This is a genomic window from Ralstonia pickettii, from assembly GCF_000607165.1.
Classification (GTDB): domain Bacteria; phylum Pseudomonadota; class Gammaproteobacteria; order Burkholderiales; family Burkholderiaceae; genus Ralstonia; species Ralstonia holmesii.
Window position 1 is genome coordinate 461380 of record NZ_JFZG01000024.1, and the last position, 22480, is coordinate 483859.

16 protein-coding genes and 1 riboswitch are annotated in these 22480 nt (G+C 65.1%); of the genes, 14 read left to right on the top strand and 2 right to left on the bottom strand.

What is annotated here, in order from left to right; all coding sequences use genetic code 11:
• Nucleotides 1–281: 281 nt before the first annotated feature.
• The 5 genes from cphA (BG83_RS0119630) to BG83_RS29560 all read left to right on the top strand — a co-directional run bounded on the left by cphA (BG83_RS0119630) (nt 282) and on the right by BG83_RS29560 (nt 7497).
• Nucleotides 282–2954 (top strand): cyanophycin synthetase, encoded by a 2673-nt coding sequence (cphA, locus tag BG83_RS0119630; protein ID WP_024978305.1) that lies wholly within the window; start codon nt 282–284, stop codon nt 2952–2954.
• A 53-nt stretch (nt 2955–3007) separates the two neighbouring features.
• Nucleotides 3008–5575 carry a cyanophycin synthetase gene (gene cphA, locus BG83_RS0119635; RefSeq protein ID WP_024978306.1) on the top strand — a complete coding sequence of 856 codons (2568 nt, stop codon included), beginning with the start codon at nt 3008–3010 and terminating at the stop codon, nt 5573–5575.
• Between the two features lie 611 nt (nt 5576–6186).
• Nucleotides 6187–6801, top strand: a complete 615-nt coding sequence (locus BG83_RS0119640) for a flavin reductase family protein (RefSeq protein ID WP_024978307.1) — start codon at nt 6187–6189, stop codon at nt 6799–6801.
• A complete protein-coding gene (locus BG83_RS0119645; RefSeq protein ID WP_037032122.1) occupies nt 6798–7310 on the top strand; it encodes a GNAT family N-acetyltransferase in 513 nt (170 codons plus the stop codon). Before BG83_RS0119640 ends, BG83_RS0119645 begins: the two co-directional genes overlap by 4 nt.
• Nucleotides 7311–7359: 49 nt before the next feature.
• Nucleotides 7360–7497 (top strand): hypothetical protein, encoded by a 138-nt coding sequence (locus tag BG83_RS29560; protein ID WP_160169396.1) that lies wholly within the window; start codon nt 7360–7362, stop codon nt 7495–7497.
• On the opposite strand, the gene BG83_RS0119655 is transcribed toward BG83_RS29560, so the two are convergent.
• Nucleotides 7473–8489 (bottom strand): AraC family transcriptional regulator, encoded by a 1017-nt coding sequence (locus BG83_RS0119655; protein WP_200869059.1) that lies wholly within the window; start codon nt 8487–8489, stop codon nt 7473–7475. The two genes, BG83_RS29560 and BG83_RS0119655, sit on opposite strands and share 25 nt — an antisense overlap.
• Nucleotides 8490–8660: 171 nt before the next feature.
• Between BG83_RS0119655 and BG83_RS0119660 the strand changes: the two genes are divergently transcribed.
• The 7 genes from BG83_RS0119660 to BG83_RS0119690 all read left to right on the top strand — a co-directional run bounded on the left by BG83_RS0119660 (nt 8661) and on the right by BG83_RS0119690 (nt 17994).
• The gene (locus tag BG83_RS0119660) at nt 8661–9794 is read left to right on the top strand and encodes an acyl-CoA dehydrogenase (protein WP_024978310.1); all 1134 of its coding nucleotides are present in this window, start codon (nt 8661–8663) and stop codon (nt 9792–9794) included.
• 61 nt (nt 9795–9855) lie between these two features.
• Entirely contained in the window at nt 9856–11550 is a 1695-nt protein-coding gene (locus BG83_RS0119665; protein WP_024978311.1) for an AMP-binding protein, read from the top strand.
• Between the two features lie 60 nt (nt 11551–11610).
• Nucleotides 11611–13158: a CoA-acylating methylmalonate-semialdehyde dehydrogenase gene (locus BG83_RS0119670; RefSeq protein WP_024978312.1), complete on the top strand. Its 1548-nt coding sequence runs from the start codon at nt 11611–11613 to the stop codon at nt 13156–13158.
• Nucleotides 13159–13177: 19 nt separating this feature from the next.
• Nucleotides 13178–14071, top strand: coding sequence for a 3-hydroxyisobutyrate dehydrogenase (gene mmsB / locus BG83_RS0119675; RefSeq protein ID WP_024978313.1), 894 nt, complete (start codon nt 13178–13180; stop codon nt 14069–14071).
• Entirely contained in the window at nt 14071–14868 is a 798-nt protein-coding gene (locus BG83_RS0119680) for an enoyl-CoA hydratase (protein WP_024978314.1), read from the top strand. Before mmsB ends, BG83_RS0119680 begins: the two co-directional genes overlap by 1 nt.
• Nucleotides 14865–16016: an enoyl-CoA hydratase/isomerase family protein gene (locus BG83_RS0119685; RefSeq protein WP_024978315.1), complete on the top strand. Its 1152-nt coding sequence runs from the start codon at nt 14865–14867 to the stop codon at nt 16014–16016. The genes BG83_RS0119680 and BG83_RS0119685 overlap by 4 nt, the downstream gene beginning before the upstream one ends.
• A 208-nt stretch (nt 16017–16224) precedes the next feature.
• A complete protein-coding gene (locus tag BG83_RS0119690) occupies nt 16225–17994 on the top strand; it encodes a phospholipase D-like domain-containing protein (RefSeq protein ID WP_024978316.1) in 1770 nt (589 codons plus the stop codon).
• Between the two features lie 27 nt (nt 17995–18021).
• Here BG83_RS0119690 and BG83_RS0119695 read toward each other — a convergent pair whose 3' ends face one another.
• A complete protein-coding gene (locus BG83_RS0119695) occupies nt 18022–19515 on the bottom strand; it encodes an acyl-CoA synthetase (RefSeq protein ID WP_024978317.1) in 1494 nt (497 codons plus the stop codon).
• An 844-nt stretch (nt 19516–20359) separates the two neighbouring features.
• On the opposite strand from BG83_RS0119695, the gene BG83_RS28360 reads away from it, so the two are divergent.
• Both BG83_RS28360 and BG83_RS27930 read left to right on the top strand, forming a co-directional pair.
• Nucleotides 20360–21535 (top strand): hypothetical protein, encoded by a 1176-nt coding sequence (locus BG83_RS28360; protein ID WP_152543732.1) that lies wholly within the window; start codon nt 20360–20362, stop codon nt 21533–21535.
• 113 nt (nt 21536–21648) lie between these two features.
• The gene (locus BG83_RS27930; protein ID WP_160169397.1) at nt 21649–22308 is read left to right on the top strand and encodes a DsbA family protein; all 660 of its coding nucleotides are present in this window, start codon (nt 21649–21651) and stop codon (nt 22306–22308) included.
• 70 nt (nt 22309–22378) lie between these two features.
• A riboswitch (Fluoride riboswitch) is annotated at nt 22379–22456 on the top strand.
• Nucleotides 22457–22480: the final 24 nt, after the last annotated feature.

Here is a 22480-nt window from a genome sequence, read left to right on the forward strand (position 1 = left end):
AGAATTCAAAAAGCGCGTCCAAATGGCCAAAAAACAGCCCAAAACGGGAAAAGGACGAACATAAATCGAGGCAAGAGTGCGGCGTCGCAAGTGTTGCGGCCTGCAAATTTTGCTCGCAAGTATACATAGCCACGCGAGCCAGGCGTTTGGTGCGCTGCACAACGCACTTCGGGCTCAAGACGTCAACGCCGAAGCCGTTGTAACGTTATTGAAAGGTAACGGTTCGATTCCACGGACCAATTCACGCGTACATCGCCCCCCCTGCTTTCCAAGCAAATTCAATGAAGAAGAAGGACATTGAGATTCTCGATGTCATGTCGCTGCGCGGCCCGAATATGTGGACATATCGGCCAGTGCTGGAGGCATGGGTCGACATTGGTGAACTGGAGGATTTTCCCTCCAACACGATTCCGGGCTTCTACGAGCGCCTGTCGACATGGCTCCCGACGCTGATCGAGCACCGCTGCAGCCCCGGCGTGCGCGGTGGCTTCCTGATGCGCTTGAAGGAAGGCACCTGGCCCGGCCACATCCTGGAACACGTCACCCTGGAACTGCAGAACCTGGCCGGCATGCCCGGCGGCTTTGGCAAGGCGCGCGAGACCCCGGTGCGCGGCGTCTACAAGGTGATCGTGCGTGCCTGGCATGAAGACGTGACGCGCGCTGCCCTGCTGGCCGCCCGTGATCTGGTCATGGCGGCCATTGAAGACCGCCCGTTCGACGTGGACGCGGCCGTCGAAACGCTGCGCGACTTGGTCGATGAGCACTGCCTCGGCCCCAGCACCGCTTGCATCGTCGATGCAGCCGATGACCGCAATATCCCCTCCATCCGCCTGTCGGACGGCAACCTCGTGCAGCTCGGCTACGGCGCACGCCAGCGCCGCATCTGGACGGCCGAGACCGACCGCACCAGCGCCATTGCTGAATCGATCTCGCGCGACAAGGACCTGACCAAGAGCTTGCTGCAGTCGTGCGGCGTGCCCGTGCCCGAAGGCCGCATGGTCGACAACGCTGAAGACGCCTGGGACGCGGCCGAAGACATCGGCGTGCCGGTGGTGGTCAAGCCGTACGACGGCAACCACGGCCGCGGCGTGTTCACGAACCTGATGACGCGCGAAGAGGTGGAAACCGCTTACGCCGTGGCCATCGAGGAAGGCAACGGCGTGATTGTTGAGCGCTTCGTCTCCGGTAACGAACACCGCCTGCTGGTCGTGGGCGGCCGTGTGGCGGCGGTGGCGATGGGCGAAACCGCGTCGGTGATCGGCGATGGCACCTCGACCATCGAAGAACTGATCGAATCGCAGATCAATTCCGACCCGCGCCGCGGCAGCACCGAAGAGCACCCGCTGAACTGCGTGCGCCTGGACTCTGCCGCACTCCTCGAACTCAAGCGCCAGGGCTATGCCGACGGCAGCGCCGTGCCGCCCGCTGGCCGCAGCGTGCTGATCCAGCGCAATGGCAACGTCGCCTTTGACGTGACCGATCGCGTGCACCCGAGCGTGGCCGCGCACGCATCGCTGGCGGCGCGGGTGGTCGGGCTCGACATTGCCGGCGTGGACCTGGTGGCCGACGACATCTCGCGCCCGCTCGATGAGCAGCGCGGCGCCATTGTGGAAGTCAACGCCGGGCCGGGTTTGCTGATGCACATTCGGCCGGCCCAGGGCGAACCACGCCCTGTGGGCCGCGCGATTGTGGATCACCTGTTTTCCGACAAGGACGGCGTGCAGGACGACGGCCGCATTCCCATCGTCGGCATCACGGGTACCAACGGCAAGACCGTTGTCGCGAAGCTGGTTGCGCAGTTGCTGCAGCTCTCGGGCAAGCACACGGGCCTGGGCTGCAGCGATGGCCTGTTCCTGGACCGCCGCCAAGTCGAGGCGAGCAACAATCGCGGCGGTCACGGCGACCGCGCTGCGTGGGACGCCTGCCACCGCATCCTGATGAATCGCGCGGTGGAAGCCGCCGTATTCGAGAGCGACAGCGGCATGATCCTCTCGCAAGGATTGCCGTATGACCGTTGCCAGGTCGGCGTGGTCACCAACTTCGGCAAGCCCGATCACCTGGGCGACTTCTACGTCGAAGACGAAGACCGGATGTACAGCGTTCTGCGCACGCAGATTGACGTTGTGCTGAAGTCTGGCGTGGGCGTGCTCAATGCCGCCGATGCGCGCCTCGTTGAAATGGCCGACCTGTGCGACGGCGATGTGATCTTCTTCGCGTTGTCGGGCGATCTGGAGGCGATTGCCGCGCACCGCGCCGCTGGCAAACGGGCCGTGTTCGTGCGTGACGGCAAGGTGGTGCTCGCCACCGGCTCGACCGAACTGGCTCTGGCCGATGTGGCGGCCATTCCGCTGACCTACGCTGGCCGCGTGCCGTTCCAGCTTGAGAACGTGCTGGCCGCTGTAGCCACCGGCTGGGCGCTGGGCATTTCCAACGACCTGATGCGCGCCGGTATCGTCACCTTCGATGTGGGCCAGGTGGATGTGCCGGGCCGCTTCACGCTGTTCCAGCACCACGGCGCCACCATCGTGGTAGATGACGCGCACAACGCCTCGGCGCTGGACGCCCTGGCCGCTGCGCTGGACAACTTCCCGGCCGAGCGCCGCACGCTCGTATTCGGTGCCGGCCTGCAACGCCGCGACGAAGACCTGGTGGCGCAAGGCACCGTCATCGGCCAGACGTTCGATCGCGTGCTGCTATGCGAAGACGCCAGCGTCAAGCGCACCGATGCCGAGTTCGATCGCCAAGCACGCGCGCTGCTCAAGCAAGGGTTGCAGGCAGGCGGTCGCGTGGCTGAAGTCGTCGTCGAAGGGGCCAAGCGCCGGGATGTCGTGGATGCGGCGCTCTCGCAGCTCACGGCAGGCGACCTGCTGGTCCTGCAATGCGACGAGTGCGCCATCGAGGGCACCGTCGAGCAGGTACACCAGTGGATGGGCCGCGCCGAATCCCAGAACTGACGATCGGGCCTGAATCCAAAAGAACGCCCAAAGCACAACGGAAAGCTGATTGCATGGAAGTCTCTCGTATCCGGGCCTTGCGCGGCCCAAATCTCTGGTGCCGCCATACGGCCATCGAAGCCATCGTGGCCTGCTCGGATCAATCCCAACTGCTGGCCGAACTGCCGGGCTTTGAAGACCACCTGCGCGCGCGCTTTCCGGCGATTGGCCCCTTGCGCCCGGATGACGAAGCCGATGCACCGTCGATTGCGCACGCGCTGGAAGCCGCCGCGCTGGGCCTGCAAGCCGCCGCCGGTTGCCCGGTGACGTTCAGCCATACCGAGCCCACGCTCGAACCCGGCACGTACCAGGTCGTCGTCGAATACAGCGAAGAGGAAGTGGGCCGACTGGCATTTGAGCTGGCCTGCCAACTTTGCCTGGCCGCACGCGACGACCAGCCGTTCGATCTGGACGACGCGCTGCACCGCCTGCGCGAGTTGGACGAAGACGTGCGCCTGGGGCCCAGTACCGGTTCCATCGTCTACGCTGCCGTGGCGCGCGGGATTCCGTACCGCCGTCTCACGCAGGGCTCGATGGTGCAGTTCGGCTGGGGCAGCAAGCAGCGCCGCATCCAGGCCGCCGAAACCGATATGACCAGCGCCGTGGCGGAATCCATCGCCCAGGACAAGGATCTGACCAAGACCCTGCTGCACGCGGCCGGCGTGCCGGTGCCGCTGGGCCGTTCGGTGCGCAGCGCCGAGGAAGCCTGGGAAGCCGCGCAGGAAATCCACGGCCCGGTCGTGGTCAAGCCGCGCGACGGCAACCAGGGCAAGGGCGTGGCCGTGCGCATCCGTACGCGCGAAGAAGTGATGACCGCCTATGAAGTGGCGGCCGACATTTCGTCGGACGTGATCGTCGAGCGCTACATTCCGGGCCACGATTTCCGTCTGCTGGTGGTGGGCAAGCACCTGGTGGCGGCTGCGCGCCGCGATCCGCCGCAAGTCATCGGCGACGGCAAGCACACTGTGCGTGAGCTGGTCGACGAGGTAAACCGCGACCCGCGACGCGGCGAAGGGCATGCCACGTCGCTCACGAAAATCCGCTTTGACGACATTGCGCTGGCCACGCTCGCCAAGCAGGGCCTGAGCGCCGACGCCGTGCCGCCCAAGGGCACGCGCGTGGTGTTGCGCAATAACGCGAACCTCTCCACGGGCGGCACCGCCACCGACGTGACCGACGACGTGCACCCCGCCATCGCGGCGCGTGCCGTGGCGGCAGCGCAGATGGTCGGCCTCGACATCTGCGGCGTGGACGCCGTGTGCGAAACGATGCTCAAGCCGTTCGAGGACCAGGCCGGCGGCATTGTGGAAGTCAACGCCGCGCCCGGCCTGCGCATGCACCTGCAGCCGTCGTACGGCAAGGGCCGCGCCGTGGGCGAGGCGATCATCTCCACGATGTTTGCCGACGGCGACGACGGCCGTATCCCCGTGGTGGCGGTGTCCGGCACCAACGGCAAGACGACGACGGTGCGCCTGATCACACATCTGCTCGCCACCAGCGGCCTGCGCATGGGCATGACCGGCACCGACGGCGTGTACATCCAGGGCCAGCGCATCGACACCGGCGACTGCAGCGGCCCGCGCAGCGCGCGTAACGTGCTGCTGCATCCGGACGTCGACGCCGCCGTCTTCGAGACCGCGCGCGGCGGCCTGCTGCGCGAAGGTCTCGCGTTCGACCACTGCGACGTGGCAGTCGTGACGAACGTGGGCGAGGGCGACCACCTGGGCCTGAACTACATCAGCACGGTGGAAGACCTGGCCGTGCTCAAGAGCGTGATCGTGCAGAACGTGGCACCGCGCGGCATGGCGGTGCTCAATGCCGCCGACCCGATGGTCGCGCGCATGGCTGACGGCTGCCCGGGTTCAGTCACCTTCTTCGCGCACGATGCCAGCCTGCCGACCATGGCCCTGCACCGCGCACAAGGCAAGCGGGTGGTGTTTGTCGACGGCGCCGAGATTGTGGCCACCGAAGGCGCCAACGAAACGCGCATCGCACTGGCCGACATTCCGCTCACGCGCAACGGCACCATCGGCTTCCAGGTTGAAAACGCGATGTCGTCGGTTGCCGCTGCGTGGGCGCTTGGCATCGACTGGGCGATCATCCGCCGCGGCCTCGCCACCTTTGTGAACGACGCCGCCACCGCGCCCGGCCGCTTCAATGTATTCGACTACAAGGGCGCCACGCTCATCGCCGACTACGGCCACAATCCCGACGCCATCCAGGCGCTATGCAACGCCGTGGCCACCATGCCGGCCCAGCGCCGCTCGGTGGTGATCAGCGGGGCGGGCGACCGCCGCGATGAGGATATCCGCCGCCAGACGCAGATTCTGGGCGGCGTGTTTGACGACGTTGTGCTGTACGAAGACCAGTGCCAGCGTGGGCGTGAGGATGGCGAGGTGTTGGCGCTGCTGCGTGAAGGGCTGCAGGGTGCGTCGCGCACGAGCCGCGTTGATGAAATCCGTGGTGAATTTCTGGCGATCGACACGGCGCTGGGGCGGTTGCAGCCGGGTGATCTCTGCCTGATTTTGATTGATCAGGTGGAGGAGGCGTTGGGGCATATTGCTAAGCGGGTTGCTGAGTGAGTTTTGGCCCGGTTGATGGGGTTCGCTGGGGTTTTGTTTTTTGTGGTGCATCCCTTGTTTCATCCCCTGCCGGGGCTGACTCACTTTCTTTGGTCTTGCCCAAAGAAAGTAAGCAAAGAAATGCGCGCCCGAGATGGCGAAAGATTCCTTGAATTTATGTCGCAGGGAGGGGAAGGGAAAAACTCGCTGCGCTCGGACAGTTTCCCTTCCTTTTTCCTCCCTGCAACAGAAATTCAAGGCGCCATCTAGGGCAGGGAAAGTCAAAAGACAAAAGCCACACCATCTGGGCACAAGCCCAAACGACAAGGCCAACCGCGCGATGGGTTGGCCGTTCTCTTTTGACGTTGAGCCCTTGATGGCGCCTTGAATTTTTGTGAGCGGGCGGAAAAAGGAAGGAGGCCTGTTTGAGCGCAGCGAGTTTGCCTCCTTCCCCGCACGGTCACACAAATTCAAGGGGAAGTCGCCATCTCGGGCGCGCCTTTCTTTTGCTTACTTTTCTTTTGCAAGACAAAGAAAAGTGAGTCGTGCCCGGCAGGGTACGAAAGGGGGATGGACCACCAACAAAAGAACAGCACAAAAACCACCCCCAACACTTCCAACCCCATTGACCTATGATGACGCCTCCCCTCAGTCCCCGCGCCATCATGCCCAATCCCCCCACACTCGCCCCAGTAGAACTGGCAAAGTCCTACCGCCTCCTGAACCACGGCCCGACCACGCTGGTCACCAGTGCCCACAACGGTGTGCGCAACGTCATGGCAGCCGCCTGGGCGATGCCACTCGACTTTGACCCGCCCAAGGTGCTTGTCGTGGTCGACAGCCGCACCCTCACTCGCGAGCTGATCGAAGCTTCCGGTGTCTTCGCACTGAACATTCCCACCCGCGCCATCGCCGAAACCACACTCGCGGTCGGCACGCTCTCGGGCCGCGACGGCGACAAGTTCGATGCGCTCGGCCTTGCCACCATGCCCGCCCGCACGATCGACGTGCCGCTGGTAGCCGGTTGCGCAGGGTGGCTGGAATGCCGCGTCATTCCCGAGCCGCACAATGAGAAGCGCTACGACCTGTTCATCGCTGAAGTGACAGCCGCGTGGGCGGACCCAGCGCTGTTCAGCAACGGCCGCTGGCACTTCACCGATGCGAGCAGCAAGACCGTGCACTACCTTGCAGGCGGTGCATTCTTTGAGACCGGCGATGCGTTCACCGTGGAGGCCAAACAGCCATGAGCGACATCGCCATCCGCCCGTTGACCGACGACGATGCCGAAGCCTTCAAGGCGCTGCGCCTGAAGGCCATTCAAGACGCGCCCACCGCCATCTGGCCGACGCACGATGAAGAGTCGGGGCGCACGCTGGAAGAAACCTGCAACCGCATCCGGGCGACTGCGCATCAGATCGTGTTTGGTGCCTTTGCGGGGCACGAACTGATCGGTATTGCCGGGTTGCGGCGTGAAGCGCTCGCGCAAGTCGCACACAAGGCCGTGCTGTGGGGCGTGTTTGTTGACCCCGCGCATCGGCGGGGCGGTATTGCCAGCCGTCTGCTGAATGCCGCCATTGCGCATGCGCGTGCTGCGCAGGTGCTGCAGATCCATCTCTGCGTCAACGCTGAAAACCCGCGTGCGCAAGCGCTGTATCGCAACGCGGGTTTCGAGACCTTCGGCATCGAGCGCCGCGCCATGCGTGTCGGTAACCGCTTCTACGACGAAGAACACATGGCGCTGCGGCTCGACGCCTGAACCGTCAGGCGCACGCCATCAGGTCCGCCACACCTTCGCGCTGCCAGCCGTGCCGCTGTACGTGCACTATCGCGTGGACGATCACTCGCCGGTGCTGAAGGCCTTTCTGGAGACGCTGCGCGAAGTCAGCGGCACGAGCGAAGACGCCGTCGCTGCGCAGCCTCAGTCTGCGCTGGCCAGCCGATAGTCCGTCGGCCGCATGCCCGTCCACTTGCGGAAGGCGCGGTGGAAGGCGCTCGGTTCTGCAAAGCCCACAGCGATGGCAATGTCGGCGATCGTGCGGCGCGTGTCCTGCAACTGGCCGATGGCAATGTCGCGCCGCAGGTCATCCTTGATGGACTGATACGTGTGGCCTTCGAGCTTCAGGCGCCGGCGCATCGTCGCTTCGGCCACGTTCAGTTTGAGCGCCATTGCGTCAGACGCCGGCCAACTCGCGACCGGCAGGTTGCGCAGCATTTTGCGCACGCGCGCCGCAAATGAATCCGGGTTGCGGTACTTGACGATGAAGTTGCCCGGCGCATCGCGCAGGAAGGTCTTGATGGACGCTGCCGTCTGGATGACAGGCAGTTCCAGGAAGCCCGGCGAAAGATCGACGTACGAGGCGTCCTGCTTGAACGCCATGTCGTCGCAGAACATCAGGCGGTATTCCTGCGCATCTTGTGGCGCCGCACAACGGAAGCGCGCGGCAATGAACGGAATGCGCCGCCCCACCAGCCAGCACACCAGGCCGTACACCATGATGAGCCACGTGGCGTAGGTGAACATGGGCGGCACCCGAGTGCCCTTGCGGTGCACGAAGACGAGGCGCACGCGATCCGGGCCTTCTTCGATCTGCACATGCAGGTCGTCCAGCACCAGCCGCAGAAAACCGACGGCCCGCGCCAGCGCCTGCCGGCCGGTGCGCGCCGTGAGCGCCGCTTGCGTCATCGCCACGAAGCTGCCCCAGCGCATGGGGTGCGCATCCTGCCCGAAGAACTCGTCGTCCATGGCCTGCGCAATGCCGGCCCACAGCGCGCCGTACTGTGCAGACGACACGCGGCTGCGCGGCTGCGCCAGCATCTGCGGTGTGATGCCCGCAGCCGCCATGATGGGCTGCATGTCCACACCATGCGCGCGCGCACGTGTCACGGCCTCGTTGACGAGGCTGACAGAGACGGTTCCCTTTTCGTTGTTTTTCATCGGTATGGCAAATCCGCTCACGCAAGTTGATCGTGACGGGCATCGAAGCCGCCCAGCCGCGTGCCTACACTTTTTCCCCATCGAACCCAAGCGCCGCAGGCTGCACAGTGTAAGGCGCCTGCAGAGGCAGCGTCACGCGGCGCCGGTCAGCAACCAAGCAAGAGCCAAGCGATGGACGACTTCTATACCGAAGAGCAGCGGATGATCCACGACGCTGCGCGCGACTTTGCCACCGAGCGCCTGGCGCCCAACGCTGCGCAGTGGGACCGCGATGCTGCACTGCCGGATGACGTGGTGCGCGAGATGGGCGAGCTGGGCCTGCTGGGCATGATCGTGCCGGCGGAGTGGGGCGGTTCGTACACCGACTACGTAGCCTATGCGCTCGCGCTGGAAGAGGTTGCCGCCGGGTGCGCTGCCAGCGCGACGATGATGAGCGTGCACAACTCGGTCGGCTGCGGCCCCATCCTGAAATTCGGCACCGAGGCGCAGAAGGCGCGTTACCTGCCGGATCTGGCCACGGGCCGCGCGATTGGCGCGTTTTGCCTGACCGAGCCGCACGCCGGCTCCGAAGCCAACAACCTGCGCACGCGTGCCGTGCTGCGCGATGGCAAGTGGGTGCTCAACGGCAACAAGCAGTTCGTGACAAACGGTGCGCGGGCAGACATCGCCATCGTATTTGCCGTGACTGACCCCGAAGCCGGCAAGCGCGGCATCTCCGCCTTCATCGTGCCGACCGATACCCCGGGCTTCCATGTTGGGCGGCCGGAACACAAGCTCGGCATTCGCGCGTCGGATACGTGCCCGATCACGCTCGAAGACTGCGCCGTGCCCGAAGAGAACCTGCTGGGCGAGCGCGGCGAAGGCCTGAAGATCGCGCTGTCGAACCTGGAAGGCGGGCGCATCGGCATTGCCGCGCAGGCCGTGGGCATTGCCCGCGCCGCATTCGATGCCGCGCGCAACTACGCCAATGAGCGCATCCAGTTCGGCAAAGCGCTGCGCGAGCACCAGACCATCGCCAACATGCTGGCCGACATGGCCACGCGTCTGAACGCGGCGCGCCTGCTCGTTCACCACGCGGCGCGCCTGCGCAGCGCAGACAAGCCGTGCCTGTCGGAGGCCTCGCAGGCCAAGCTCTATGCGTCCGAGTTGGCCGAGGAAATCTGCTCTAACGCCATCCAGATCCACGGCGGCTATGGCTACCTGGCCGACTACGCCGTCGAGCGCCATTACCGCGACGCACGGATTACCCAGATCTACGAAGGCACCAGCGAAGTCCAGCGGATGGTGATCGCGCGGCACGTCTAGCACGCACCGCGCACATCGACCGAATACGAAAGAGCGCAGACGCGCCGACCAGGAGACGACGATGAACCAAGCGGTATCTGCAGCACAGGGTTTTGTGGAAGCGCGCGATTTTCTGCTGCGCCATCGCACCGACTACGACCGCGCGTATCGCGAGTTCGCGTGGCCGACGCTGGACACGTTCAACTGGGCGCTCGATTACTTCGATGTGATGGCGCGCGGCAACGACAACCCGGCGCTGTGGATCGTTGATGACCCGCAAAGCGGCGGGTTGAAGCTTTCGTTTGCGCAGATGTCGGAGCGCTCGTCGCGCATGGCGAATTTCCTGCGCGGGCTGGGCATCGTGCGGGGTGACCGCCTGCTGCTGATGCTGCCCAACCGCGTTGAACTGTGGGACGTGATGCTCGCGGCGATGAAGCTGGGCGCGGTGGTGCTGCCGGCCACCACGCAGCTCTCGCCAGACGACGTGCGCGACCGCGTGGAACTCGGCGGCGCCACATGCGTGGTGGTCGACGCGGCGGAGCTGCACAAGTTCGACGGTGTGGATGCGAGCGTCAAGCGCATCGCGGTGGGCGCGCAGCGTGATGGCTGGGTCGACCTGGGCGCAGCCTACGAGGCGCCCGCGCAGTTTGTTCCCGACGGCCCGACCAAGGCGACCGACCCGCTGCTGCTGTACTTCACCTCTGGCACCACGTCTAAGCCGAAACTGGTTGAACACACGCACCAGAGCTATCCGGTCGGGCACCTGTCGACGATGTACTGGATCGGGCTGCAGCCCGGCGATATCCACTGGAACATCAGCTCGCCCGGCTGGGCCAAGCATGCGTGGAGCTGCTTCTTCGCACCGTGGAATGCGCAGGCCTGCGTGTTCGTCTACAACTACGCGCGCTTTGTGCCGAAGGATACGCTGGATGTGCTGGTGCGCTTTAACGTGACCACGCTGTGCGCGCCGCCCACCGTGTGGCGCATGCTGGTGCAGGAGCCGCTGGCGTCGTATGCCGTCAAGCTGCGCGAGATTGTCGGTGCGGGCGAGCCGCTGAACCCGGAGATCATCGAGCGCGTGCGCAGCGCCTGGGGCGTGACCATCCGCGACGGCTTTGGCCAGACCGAAACCACCTGCCAGATCGGCAACACCCCCGGGCAGCCGGTGGTGCCGGGCTCGGTCGGGCGCCCGCTGCCGGGCTACCGCGTCGAACTCGTCGACCATGACGATCAGCCGGCCAGCGAAGGTGAGATCGTGCTGCCGCTCTCGCACCGCCCGCTCGGCCTGATGCAGGGCTACGCCAACAATGAACGCGCCACGGCCGAGGCGATGCGCAACGGCTACTACCACACGTCCGATGTCGCCATGCGCCGCGACGATGGCTACTTCGTCTACGTGGGCCGCACCGATGATGTGTTCAAGTCGTCGGACTACCGCCTGAGCCCGTTCGAGCTGGAAAGCGTATTGATCGAGCACGAAGCCATTGCCGAGGCGGCCGTGGTGCCGAGTTCCGACCCGCTGCGCCTGTCGGTGCCCAAGGCGTTCGTGACGGTGCGCCAGGGCTACGAAGCCGGCCCTGAACTGGCGCGCGCCGTGTTCCTCTTCTCGCGCGAAAAGCTGGCCCCCTACAAGCGCATCCGCCGCCTGCAGTTCAGTGAGCTGCCCAAGACCATTTCCGGAAAGATCCGGCGTGTGGAACTGCGCCGCCTGGAACTTGAACGCACCCCCCAGCCCGCCCGCATGCCCGGCGAGTACTGGGAAGAAGACTTCGCCTGATTTGCCCATCCCGCATTGAACCCGCCACCGCTACCGATACCGATTCGCCAGGAGACCCTCATGAGCGCCGTTGCCTCTCTCGCTTCCGCCAAGCCTGCCGCACAGCAGGACACCCCGCCCACCGTCAAGCTGCTGATTGGTGGCGAGTTTGTCGAATCGCAGTCGGAGGAATGGCGCGATATCGTCAACCCCGCCACGCAGGAAGTGCTGGCCCGTGTGCCGTTTGCCACGGCGGATGAAGTGGATGCGGCCATCCGCTCGGCGCACGCCGCGTTCGCCAAATGGAAGAACACGCCGGTGGGCGCACGCATGCGCATCATGCTGAAGTTCCAGGCGCTGATTCGTGAGCACTCGCCGCGCATCGCGCGCACGCTCACGGCCGAGCAGGGCAAGACGCTGCCCGATGCAGAAGGCGACATCTTCCGCGGGCTGGAAGTGGTGGAACACGCCTGCTCGGTGGGCTCGCTGCAGCAGGGTGAATTCCTGGAGAACGTGGCCGGCGCGGTCGATACCTACACGCTGCGCCAGCCGATTGGCGTGTGCGCTGGCATTACGCCGTTCAACTTCCCGGCCATGATCCCGCTGTGGATGTTCCCGATGGCGATCGTGTGCGGCAACACGTTCGTGCTCAAGCCTTCGGAGCAGGACCCGCTGTCGACCATGCAACTGGTGGAGCTGGCGCTGGAAGCCGGTGTGCCGCCGGGCGTGCTGAACGTCGTGCATGGCGGCAAGGACGTGGTGGATGCACTGTGCACACACGAACACGTCAAGGCGATTTCGTTTGTGGGTTCCACCGCGGTCGGTACGCATGTGTATCGACTTGGCAGCGAGCACGGTAAGCGCGTGCAATCGATGATGGGCGCGAAGAACCACGCCGTGGTGCTGCCCGATGCGAACCGCGACCAGGCCATCAATGCGCTCGTCGGCGCGGGCTTTGGCGCGGCTGGGCAGCGGTGTATGGCGACCTCCGTGGTCGTGCTGGTGGGCGCAGCGCAGCAGTGGCTGCCAGACCTGGTGCAGAAAGCCAAGGCGCTCAAGGTGAACGCCGGTGTGGAGCCGGGTACCGACGTCGGCCCGGTGGTCTCGCGTGCGGCCAAGCAGCGCATCCTCGGCCTGATCGAGTCGGGCGTGCAGCAGGGCGCCACGCTGGCGCTCGATGGCCGCAACGTGCGCGTGACCGGTTACGAAGACGGCAACTTCATCGGCCCGACGATCTTCACCGACGTGAAGACCGACATGGACATCTACACCAACGAAATCTTCGGCCCCGTGCTGCTGGTGCTGACTGTGCCCACGCTGGACGACGCCATTGCGCTGGTCAACGCCAACCCGTTCGGCAACGGCGTGGGGCTGTTCACGCAGAGCGGCGCATCGGCACGCAAGTTCCAGAGCGAGATCGACGTCGGGCAGGTCGGTATCAACATTCCCATTCCGGTGCCCGTGCCGTACTTCAGCTTTACCGGCTCTCGCGGCTCCAAGCTGGGCGACCTGGGCCCGTACGGCAAGCAAGTCGTGCAGTTCTACACGCAAACGAAGACGGTGACGGCGCGCTGGTTTGATGACGCGGTCGACGCCGGCGGCGTGAATACCACCATCAGCCTGCGCTGATCGCACCAGGAGCGTTGTCATGAAAATCGCATTCATCGGCCTGGGCAACATGGGCGCCCCGATGGCGCACAACCTGCTCAAGGCGGGCCACGCGCTGACCGTGTTTGATCTGAACACGCAAGCGGTGGGCGCGCTGGTGGAAGCCGGCGCCACGGCAGCGGCATCGCCCAAGGAGGCAGCGGCGGGTGCCGAAACCGTCATCACCATGCTGCCTGCCGCGGCGCATGTGCGCCATGTACTGACGGCAGAAGACGGCGTGCTGGCCGGCATTGCCAAGGGCGTGCCGATCATCGATTCCAGCACCATCGACCCTGCCAGCGCCAAGGCGCTTGCCGCGCTGGCAGCCGAGCATGGCAACCCCTTCGTCGATGCGCCAGTTTCCGGTGGAACGGGCGGTGCAGCCGCTGGCACGCTGACCTTCATGGTAGGCGGCAGCGCGGCGGCATTCGAGCAGGTGCGCCCCGTGCTGTCGGCCATGGGTAAGAACCTTGTGCATTGCGGTGACACGGGTGCAGGGCAGGGTGCGAAGATCTGCAACAACCTCGTGCTCGGCATCACCATGGCTGGCGTGGCTGAAGCCATGTCATTGGGCGAGGCGCTCGGCATCGACCCGAAGGTGCTCGGCGGCATCATCAACACATCGACGGGGCGCTGCTGGAGTTCCGACACCTACAACCCGTTCCCGGGCGTGATCGAGACCGCGCCATCCTCGCGCGGCTACACGGGCGGCTTCGGCACCGACCTGATGCTCAAAGACCTGGGCCTGGCCGGCGACGCGGCAAAGTCCGTCCGTCAGCCCGTCTACCTTGGGGCGCTCGCGCAGCAGCTTTACCAGACCGTGAGCAGCAAGGGCGATGGCAAGCTGGATTTCTCCGCTGTCATCAAGCTCTATCGGAAAGACGGAGCGGCGTGATGATCGAACTGGAAACGCTGCATCAGGGCACCATTGCCCTGCTGACGCTCAAGCGTCCGCCGGCCAACGCCTTCACGCCGGAAGGTCTGCTGCAACTGCAAGCCACCGTCGAACGATTGAACGCCGACGCACGCGTGCGCGCCATCGTCATCACCGGCGACGGGCCGAAGTTCTTCAGCGCGGGCGCTGACCTCAACACCTTTGCCGATGGCGACCGCGATGTGGCTCGCGAGGCTGCTGCGCGCTTCGGCGCCGCGTTTGAAGCGCTGCAGAATGCGCGGCCCGTGGTGATCGCAGCCATCAACGGCTTTGCAATGGGGGGCGGGCTAGAGTGCGGGCTGGCATGCGACATCCGCATCGCCGAAGCGCACGCCAAGCTGGCCGTGCCCGAGACGGCTGTCGGTCTGCTGTGCTGCGGTTGCGGCACCCAGACGCTGCCCTGGCTCGTGGGTGAAGGCTGGGCCAAGCGCATGATCCTGACTGGCGAGCGCGTCGATGCGCAGACCGCCCTGCGTATCGGCCTGGTCGAGGAGGTCGTGGAAACCGGAGCCGCACGCGAAGCCGCCATTGCCATGGCGCTGCGTGTAACAACGTTGAGCCCGCAGGCCGTCACGTTCAGCAAGCAACTCATCCACCAGGCGCGCAACGGCGTGCCGCGCGGCGCGGCGCTGGCCGTGGAGCGCGAGCGCTTTGTCGATCTGTTTGACCATCCGGACCAGCGCGAAGGCGTGAACGCCTTCCTTGAGAAACGCGCGCCGCGCTGGCATTCCGCACATGAATCGGAGACGCTGCAATGAGTGCCGTCCAACGTCGGGCGACGCTGCCCGAGACTGGCGCTGCCGAACCCGAGGTGTTGATGCGCGTGGTGAACCGCGTTGCCGTCATCACCTTGAACCGGCCGGCAGCCCTGAATGCGCTGTCGCACGGCATGGTGCGCCAGTTGGCGACGCTGCTGGAGCAATGCCGCCACGATGACGGCATCGTCGCGCTGGTGCTGCGCGGTGCAGGCCAGAAAGGCTTCTGCGCGGGCGGCGACGTGCGCTCGCTCTATCAGCTTGCGCAGCAGGGCCGCATGGATGGCGACGACGGCTGGCTGCAGTTCTTTATCGACGAATACCGGCTCGACTACGCGCTGCATCAATTCCCGAAACCCATCGTGGCGCTGATGGACGGCATCACCATGGGCGGGGGCATGGGCCTGGGGCAGGCCGCACGCCTGCGTGTCGTGACCGAGCGCACGAAGATGGCGATGCCGGAGACGCGCATCGGCTTTCTGCCCGACGTGGGCGCCACGCGCTTTTTGAGCGTGATGTCGCCCGAGCTTGAGCTGTATGTCGGGCTGACGGGCGTGACGCTGACGGGTGCTGACGCGCTGCATTGCCACTTGGCCGATGTGTGCGTGCCGGCCGAATGGCTCGCCTCCTTCGAAGAGCGCCTGCAGCGCATGCCGCACGATGGCGACCTCATGCAGGCCCTGCGCCGCGTGTTCGAACCGCCGTGCAACGTCGTGCCGCACGCGCCGCTGGCACAGGCAACGCCGTGGGTGCTGCGCTATTTCGATCGCCGTTCGTCGGTCGATCGCATTGTCGCCACGCTGCGCGAGAGCCTGGAGCGCGAGCAGGCCCGCGAGCCGCGCCAATGGCTGCAATCCACGCTTGATGCAATGACTTCACACTCGCCGACGATGCTGCACGTCACACGCGAAGCGCTGCTGCGCGGTCGGCAGCTGTCACTGGCCGAGTGCTTCCAGATGGAGTTGGGCATCGTGGCGCGCGGAATCCAGGACGGCGATTTCTGTGAAGGCGTGCGTGCGCATCTGGTAGACAAGGATCACCGCCCCGGCTGGGCGCCGGCAACGCTGCCACAGGTGCGGCCGGAGCGGGTGCGGCATTTTCTGACGTCGCCTTGGCGGACGCAGGCGCATCCGTTGGCGGGGCTTGGTTGAGCGTGGCAAGTGAAGGGGCGCATGGGTGACATGCGCCGCGCTGGAGACGACGCATCCAGTTGCAGACGCATACGCAGATCGGGTTGAAGCCGGGTTGAATTCTCCGCCTGCCAACCCGCATGGCAGCTAGGTTTGGTGCCGTGCGTCAGATGGTTGTCACAATCGCCGTGCTTACTGGATGGATGCTTTGCCACCCCAGGAGGCTTCCATGGCGACATCCGTCGATTCATTTCAGGTGAAGGTGTATCAGGGCGACAGCGCGGTGCTGTTCGCCTTTGATGTGGCCGATGCAGACCGCGCCGATCTGGCCGGTTTTGCCATCCAGTGCACACCGCAGGGCGGGGCGCCATATTGGGTGCCCAACCGCTTGACGTTCGACACGCCCATCCATGCAGATGCGCCGCTGAAGGCCGGCAAGTATGCCGATTCCATCGACGCGCCGTTTCAGTCGTTCCACTGGGTTCACTTTCCGCCGCATGAGGCTGCTCAGCTCAGCTACACCGTGCACGCGCGTTACTTTGCGTCGGCGAACCCCGTGCAACTGGAGACGCGCGCCACGCGCACGGTGGCTGTAACGCTGCAGCAGCCAATGAGCGATTGGGCCACCGTGGGCATGGTGCGTGGCTATGTGTCGTCGCAGGCGTTCATCGATCACTACGGCGGCAACACGGCGCTGGCGCCAGAGAAGCGCGCGCAGACAAAATCGCCGCTGCTGTACGACACGCAGCCGTATCAGAACAAGTACGCCTACCTGGGCGCCACGGGCCGCCGCCTCATCATCGATCTACTGAACCAGTGCAAGGCATCCGACGGCTACGGCATCGACGTGCTGGCCTATGACCTGGACGAGCCGGACATCATCCGTGCCATTGCGTGGCTTGCGCAAAACGGCCGCAAGGTCCGCGTGATTCAGGACAACTACGTCAGCACCGGCGCCAACCCGGCGGGCCACGGCACCGACAACGCGTTTGAGACGCAGGCCGCTGAATACTTCACGCAGGCTGGCGCGGAGGTCCGCCGCACGCACCTTGCACGCTTCCAGCACCACAAGGCGATCCTGCTGCGCGATGCTGGCGGCAAGCCGGTGCGCGTGCTTGCGGGCTCGGCCAATTTCTCGCTGCGCGGGTTGTACGTGCAGGCCAACAGCGTGCTGGTGTTCGGGCAAGACGCCGCGCAACTCTACGCGCAGGTGTTCGAGCATCTATGGGGGTTGATCGGCCAGCATGGTGAAGACGCCGCCGGCAGCCGCAAGGTGGCGGCTGCCTTCCGTGCCGATGCGCTGGCTGCCAACTGGAAGGCCGTGCCGCAAGGCAGCACGCCGCGTGCGCGCTTCGGCTTCTCGCCGCATCAGACCGACGCGTTGCTGACGGAGGCGGCTGACCGCGTGAAGGGCGCGCTGTCCTCCGTGCTGTTTGCGGTGATGGCTACCGACGGCGGCGGCGAGATGCTGACCACGCTCGAACAGGTGGTGCCGCACAAGGCTGGGCTGCTCTCGCTGGGCGTGATCGACAAACAGGGCGGTGTGGATGCCTTCGCCCCCGGCCGCGACGTGCCGTCTCAAACCGTGTCGTTCGCGTATTTGAAGGACGAAGCGCCTGCGCCGTTCAAGCAGGAGGTGGATGCCGGCACCGGCCAGCACATCCACCACAAGTTTGTCGTGTGCGATTTCAATGGCGACGAGCCGGTCGTGTTCTGCGGCTCGTCCAACCTGTCGAAGGGCGGCGAGGAACAGAACGGCGACAGCCTGATCGCCATCTATGACCCCGCCATCGTCACGGCCTATGCGATCGAGGCCATCCGCCTGTTCGACCATTACCGGTTCCGCGCAGGGGAATCCAAGGCCACAGCCGACAAGCCGCTGGTGCTGAAGACGACCAGCGCATGGGCCGACCCGTACTACGATCCGCAGAACATCAAGTTCACGGAGCGCACGCTGTTCGCCAAGTCCGGCACGGCCCAGGAGGCTGCTGTCGCGTGATCGGTTCGGGCAGCGGTTCGTGCGCCGTCATACGCGCCGCTGCCGGTCGCCCCACCAGGCATCGCGCAGGCGGCGCTTGGCGATCTTGCCGTTGTCGTCGCGCGGCAGCGCTGTGGTGAACTCGATCTGGCGCGGGATCTTGAAGCCGGCAATCTGGCCGCGCAGCCACTCGATCACGGGCTCGGCCAGCAGGTCTTGGCGTTCGGTCTGGACCACCGCGACAAGGCGCTCGCCGTACTCGTCGTCGGGCACGCCAAAGACAGCGCAGTCGACCACATCGGGGTGTCGCAGTAGCGCATGTTCGATCTCGGCCGGGTAGATGTTCACGCCGCCCGAGATGACCATGTCCGATGCGCGGTCGCACACATACAGATAGCCGTCCGCGTCGAGGTAGCCCATGTCGCCGAGCGTAACGAGGCCATCGCGCTCTATCTTGCCGCGTGCTTCGTCGTTGCCGCGGTAGGTGAAATCGGGGTAGGCGGGCTGGTGGCTGTAGATCAGGCCGATCTCGCCGGTGGGGCAGGGCGTGCCGTCTTCGCGCAGGATGCGCACGCGCGCGTCGCACACCGGGCGGCCAGCGCTGCCGGGGCGGGCGGCGGCGTCGCGCGGGTCCATCACGGTGATCATGCCGGTCTCGCTCGATGCATACGTTTCGTATATGACGGGGCCGAGCCAGTCGATCATCTTGCGCTTGATCTCGGGCGCGCATGGGGCGCCGGTGGAGGCCACGAAGCGCAGTGAAGACAGGTCGTACCGGCTGCGTTCTTCGTCCGTCAACTTGAGCAGGCGCACATACATGATGGGCACGAGGTAGACGGTGTCGATGCGGTAGCGCTCGATCTGCTCCAGCACGCGCAGCGCGTCAAAGCGCGCGTTCAACACCAGCAGCTCCGCCATCTGCGCGGCTTGCTGAGCGAAGAGGCTCGGCGCGCTGTGATAGAGCGGCGCGGGCACCAGCGCACGGCAGCCCGGCACGATACCGAACGTGGCGGCCACCACGGCCCGTGCCTTCTGCAGGTGCGCGTCGAGCTGATCGAGCGGCACGGCCTGGCGCACGACACCCTTGGGCCGGCCGGTGGTGCCCGACGTATAGGCCATGTGCCCCCGCGGAGAAACCAGTGGCCCGTCGTACGGCGTCTGCAGCGCGAGCCAGTTGGCATAGCCGTCAGCGCGGTCGGTGCCTTCGGCATCCACGCGAAGCAGTTGCACGTGGGCCGGCAGCATCGGTTCCACCGCATCCACGAGGTCGCGATGGCCGATCAACACCTTGGCGCCGGAATCGCGCACGAGAAACTCCACCTCGGCCGGCGTGAAGTGCCAGTTGATGGGGCAGAAGTAGCACCCGGCGATGCGGCAGGCGTGCATCACGTCGATGTAGGCAGGCGCATTGCGCAGCAGCACGCCGATCACGTCGCCCTCCTGCACGCCCATGCGGCGCAGGCCACCCGCAAGGGCGGAACCCCGAGCGAGCAGCGTATCGGCATCGGTCGGGCGATCGTCGAAGATCAGGCTGGCGGTCATGCGTGGCTCCTGGGGCAAGGTCTGGGTGTCTCGATTGAGCTGCGGCTCTTCATCGAGCATGCCGGACGAATCCATAGTGAACAATCCGCCTCGGAATCGTCACACTGGTGAATGCCATTGAACAACGAAGAGTCTTTTGTCGATCCGCGCCGACGTGGCTATCCTCGCTCGGTGCGATCTCCTCTCCACATATCCCTTGCGGCTGTGGGGTCGAATGTGTAGCCTATGCCACAAAATTACACATGCCTATAAGAAGAAGTCGATTGAAGACGGGGGAAGCCGGGCGTTGACGGGCCGGCTGATCGCTCCTCTCACCTACGCCAATCCGATTGCCCGGCGTAAGGGCATCACCCGAAGGTAAGGGCCGATGGCCGGGCAGCCCTCACTGGGCGTGCTTCACGCATGCGCCAGACCGAGTTCGACGCGCTGCGGCACAACGGCCGTCGGCCGCAAGTGCTGACGCGTGAGGTGTCTCCAGACGCTGCTTCCGGCGGCGAATTGGCGCAGTGTGTCGAGCCTCTCCGGACTCCACTTCAATGGCTTCCTTGTGGTTCATCCCCAACGGCGGACAGCCGCAGGCGGGATGTGGCCTTGCCGCGCGCCGTGCATGTCGTCGCGGGCATCGTTCTGAATGCGGTCACCCGCTAGGCTCCAAATGAGCGTGTCGAAAAAGTTGTCATGCAGGCTCCTGGCTTGCTGTGTTGTCCTGGGTCTGTCCGGTTGCGGCGGAGGGGATGGAGGCAGCACGACCGGTGCGGCCTCTGTCGGGTCTACGGGGCCTGCAGCACCTGCGGCGCAGGGCTACTCCATTGGTGGTTCGGTGACGGGCCTATCCGGAACCTTGGTGCTCCAGAACAATGCGGGCGATGATCTCGCCATCGGCGCCAACGGCACGTTCACCTTTGCGACCAGCGTATCGAACGGCGCGGCGTATCACGTCATCGTATCGACGCAGCCGGCCACGCAGACGTGCACGGTGACCAATGGCGCCGGTACGGTTTCGGCCGCCAATGTCGGCAACGTGTCGGTGGTCTGTGCAACGAATGCATTCAAGGTTGGCGGTTCGGTTTCAGGGTTGAACGGCACCGTTGTCCTGCAGAACAACGGCACGGATAGCCTGAGCCGTTCCGCCAACGGCGCTTTCGCTTTTGCTACGCCGGTGGCAGAAGGCGGTGGATTCTCAGTCACGGTGCAGACCAATCCGGCTGGGCAGAGCTGCAGCATTGCCAACGGCGCCGGCTCCATGGGCGCGGGCGACATCAGCACCGTTGCGGTCACCTGCACGACCAACGCCTATACCGTGGGCGGAACGCTCTCGGGTTTGAGCAGCGGCACGGTCGTGCTCAAGAACAATGGCGGGGACAGCCTCTCGCGCAGCGTCAACGGCGCCTTCACGTTTCCATCGGCGGTGGCCTACGGCAATCCCTACGTCGTGACCGTATCGAGCCAGCCCGCCAATCTGAGCTGCCCGGTGGTGAATGGATCAGGAACCGTCAGCGGCAACGTGACGAACGTCTCCGTGTCCTGTTCGTGCGCGTCGGGGTATAGCGCTTGCAGCGGTGCATGCGTCGATACCGCAACGGATTCGAACAATTGCGGAGGTTGCGGCGTGGTCTGCCCCGCCAACTTCGCCTGCAGTTCCGGCGGCTGCGTTGCCGCAGCTTGCACGACGACTGCCGACTGTACAGGCGGGGATGTCTGCCTGGGCGGCACATGCCAGGCGCCCACCTGCACCGATGGCGTGCGCGATGGTCAGGAAACCGACGTGGATTGCGGGGGCGGAACCTGCACAACATGTGCGGTGGGCCAACATTGCGCCGCGCCGGGCGATTGTGGGTCGGGCGTGTGCACGTCGGGCATCTGCCAGGGGCCGACGTGTTTCGATGGCGTCAAGAACGGTGTTGAAACGGACGTGGATTGCGGTGGAGGCGGATCCTGCCAAAAGTGCGCCGCCGGCCAGACCTGCCTGGTTTCAAGCGACTGCCAGTCCGGCGTGTGCACGGCCGGGTTCTGCCACTGACCCGCGAGTCCTCCATCCACCTGTATGCAAGGAAAGACATGAAGTTCTGGTCAGCCATCTCCGTTTGCGTCGGCAGCGCGCTCTTTTCCTGCGCTGCGTATGCCGATGCGCCCATGACCCAGCAACAAGGCGAGGCCATCCTCAACGAGTTGCGAGAGATCCACCAACTGTTGGCCCGCCAGGCCGCGCCTGCAGCCCCGGGCACTGCCGCGCCGGCACGCACGCTGTCCGTCAAGGCGCCGGCAAAGCATGTGTTGGGTAAGGCGAATGCGCCGATCACGTTGGTCGCCTTTACCGATTTCCAGTGCCCGTCCTGCGCGCGCTTTGAAGCCACCACATTTCCCGAGCTCAAGAAGAAGTACATCGATACGGGCAAGATGCGCTACGTCTTGCGAGACGTCCCGCTCGACTTCCATCCCTTCGCGATCAACGCGGCGCAGTCGGTGCGCTGCGCGGGTGATCAGAGCAAGTATTGGGAAATGAAGGATCTGGTGTTCAAGAACCAGAGCCGGATCGACACCGCTGCACTGGCGTCATACGCCCAAGACCTGGGGCTCGACGCCGGCCAGTATCAGAAGTGCATGGCGGACAACAAGTATCTTCCAGAGATCAACGCGGATAACCAGTACGCGCATTCCGTGGGCATTTCCGGCACCCCGTCGTTTGTGGTCGGCAGGGTGGTGGATGGCATGGTGCAGGGTCGGCTGATCGTCGGCGCGCAAGGTCTGAGTGTGTTCGAGCACGCGATCGAGGAGATGCTCGCCAAGCCGTGAGGCGGCGGGCAGCGCGCCAAGCGAGGCCCAGGCCGGCTTGTGCCCCTGGGCCGCCTTCAGGCACAATGCCCAACCTTGTGGAGATGGCATGCCTCCCTTAACCGCCGGTCTGCGGATCACGAAACCGGCTGATGATGCCTACAAGTTCCTGAACGAAGGAAGTTGTAGGCAC

Excerpts from the sequence above, each read along its gene's own strand:
- BG83_RS0119690 (WP_024978316.1), top strand. The coding sequence starts at position 16,225 with ATGGCGACATCCGTCGATTCATTTCAGGTGAAGGTGTATCAGGGCGAC.
- mmsB (WP_024978313.1), top strand. The coding sequence starts at position 13,178 with ATGAAAATCGCATTCATCGGCCTGGGCAACATGGGCGCCCCGATGGCG.
- cphA (WP_024978306.1), top strand. The coding sequence starts at position 3,008 with ATGGAAGTCTCTCGTATCCGGGCCTTGCGCGGCCCAAATCTCTGGTGC.
- BG83_RS0119660 (WP_024978310.1), top strand. The coding sequence starts at position 8,661 with ATGGACGACTTCTATACCGAAGAGCAGCGGATGATCCACGACGCTGCG.
- BG83_RS0119680 (WP_024978314.1), top strand. The coding sequence starts at position 14,071 with ATGATCGAACTGGAAACGCTGCATCAGGGCACCATTGCCCTGCTGACG.
- BG83_RS0119640 (WP_024978307.1), top strand. The coding sequence starts at position 6,187 with ATGATGACGCCTCCCCTCAGTCCCCGCGCCATCATGCCCAATCCCCCC.
- cphA (WP_024978305.1), top strand. The coding sequence starts at position 282 with ATGAAGAAGAAGGACATTGAGATTCTCGATGTCATGTCGCTGCGCGGC.
- BG83_RS0119685 (WP_024978315.1), top strand. The coding sequence starts at position 14,865 with ATGAGTGCCGTCCAACGTCGGGCGACGCTGCCCGAGACTGGCGCTGCC.
- BG83_RS0119645 (WP_037032122.1), top strand. The coding sequence starts at position 6,798 with ATGAGCGACATCGCCATCCGCCCGTTGACCGACGACGATGCCGAAGCC.
- BG83_RS0119695 (WP_024978317.1), bottom strand. The coding sequence starts at position 19,515 with ATGACCGCCAGCCTGATCTTCGACGATCGCCCGACCGATGCCGATACG.
- BG83_RS0119655 (WP_200869059.1), bottom strand. The coding sequence starts at position 8,489 with ATGAAAAACAACGAAAAGGGAACCGTCTCTGTCAGCCTCGTCAACGAG.
- BG83_RS0119665 (WP_024978311.1), top strand. The coding sequence starts at position 9,856 with ATGAACCAAGCGGTATCTGCAGCACAGGGTTTTGTGGAAGCGCGCGAT.
- BG83_RS27930 (WP_160169397.1), top strand. The coding sequence starts at position 21,649 with ATGACCCAGCAACAAGGCGAGGCCATCCTCAACGAGTTGCGAGAGATC.
- BG83_RS0119670 (WP_024978312.1), top strand. The coding sequence starts at position 11,611 with ATGAGCGCCGTTGCCTCTCTCGCTTCCGCCAAGCCTGCCGCACAGCAG.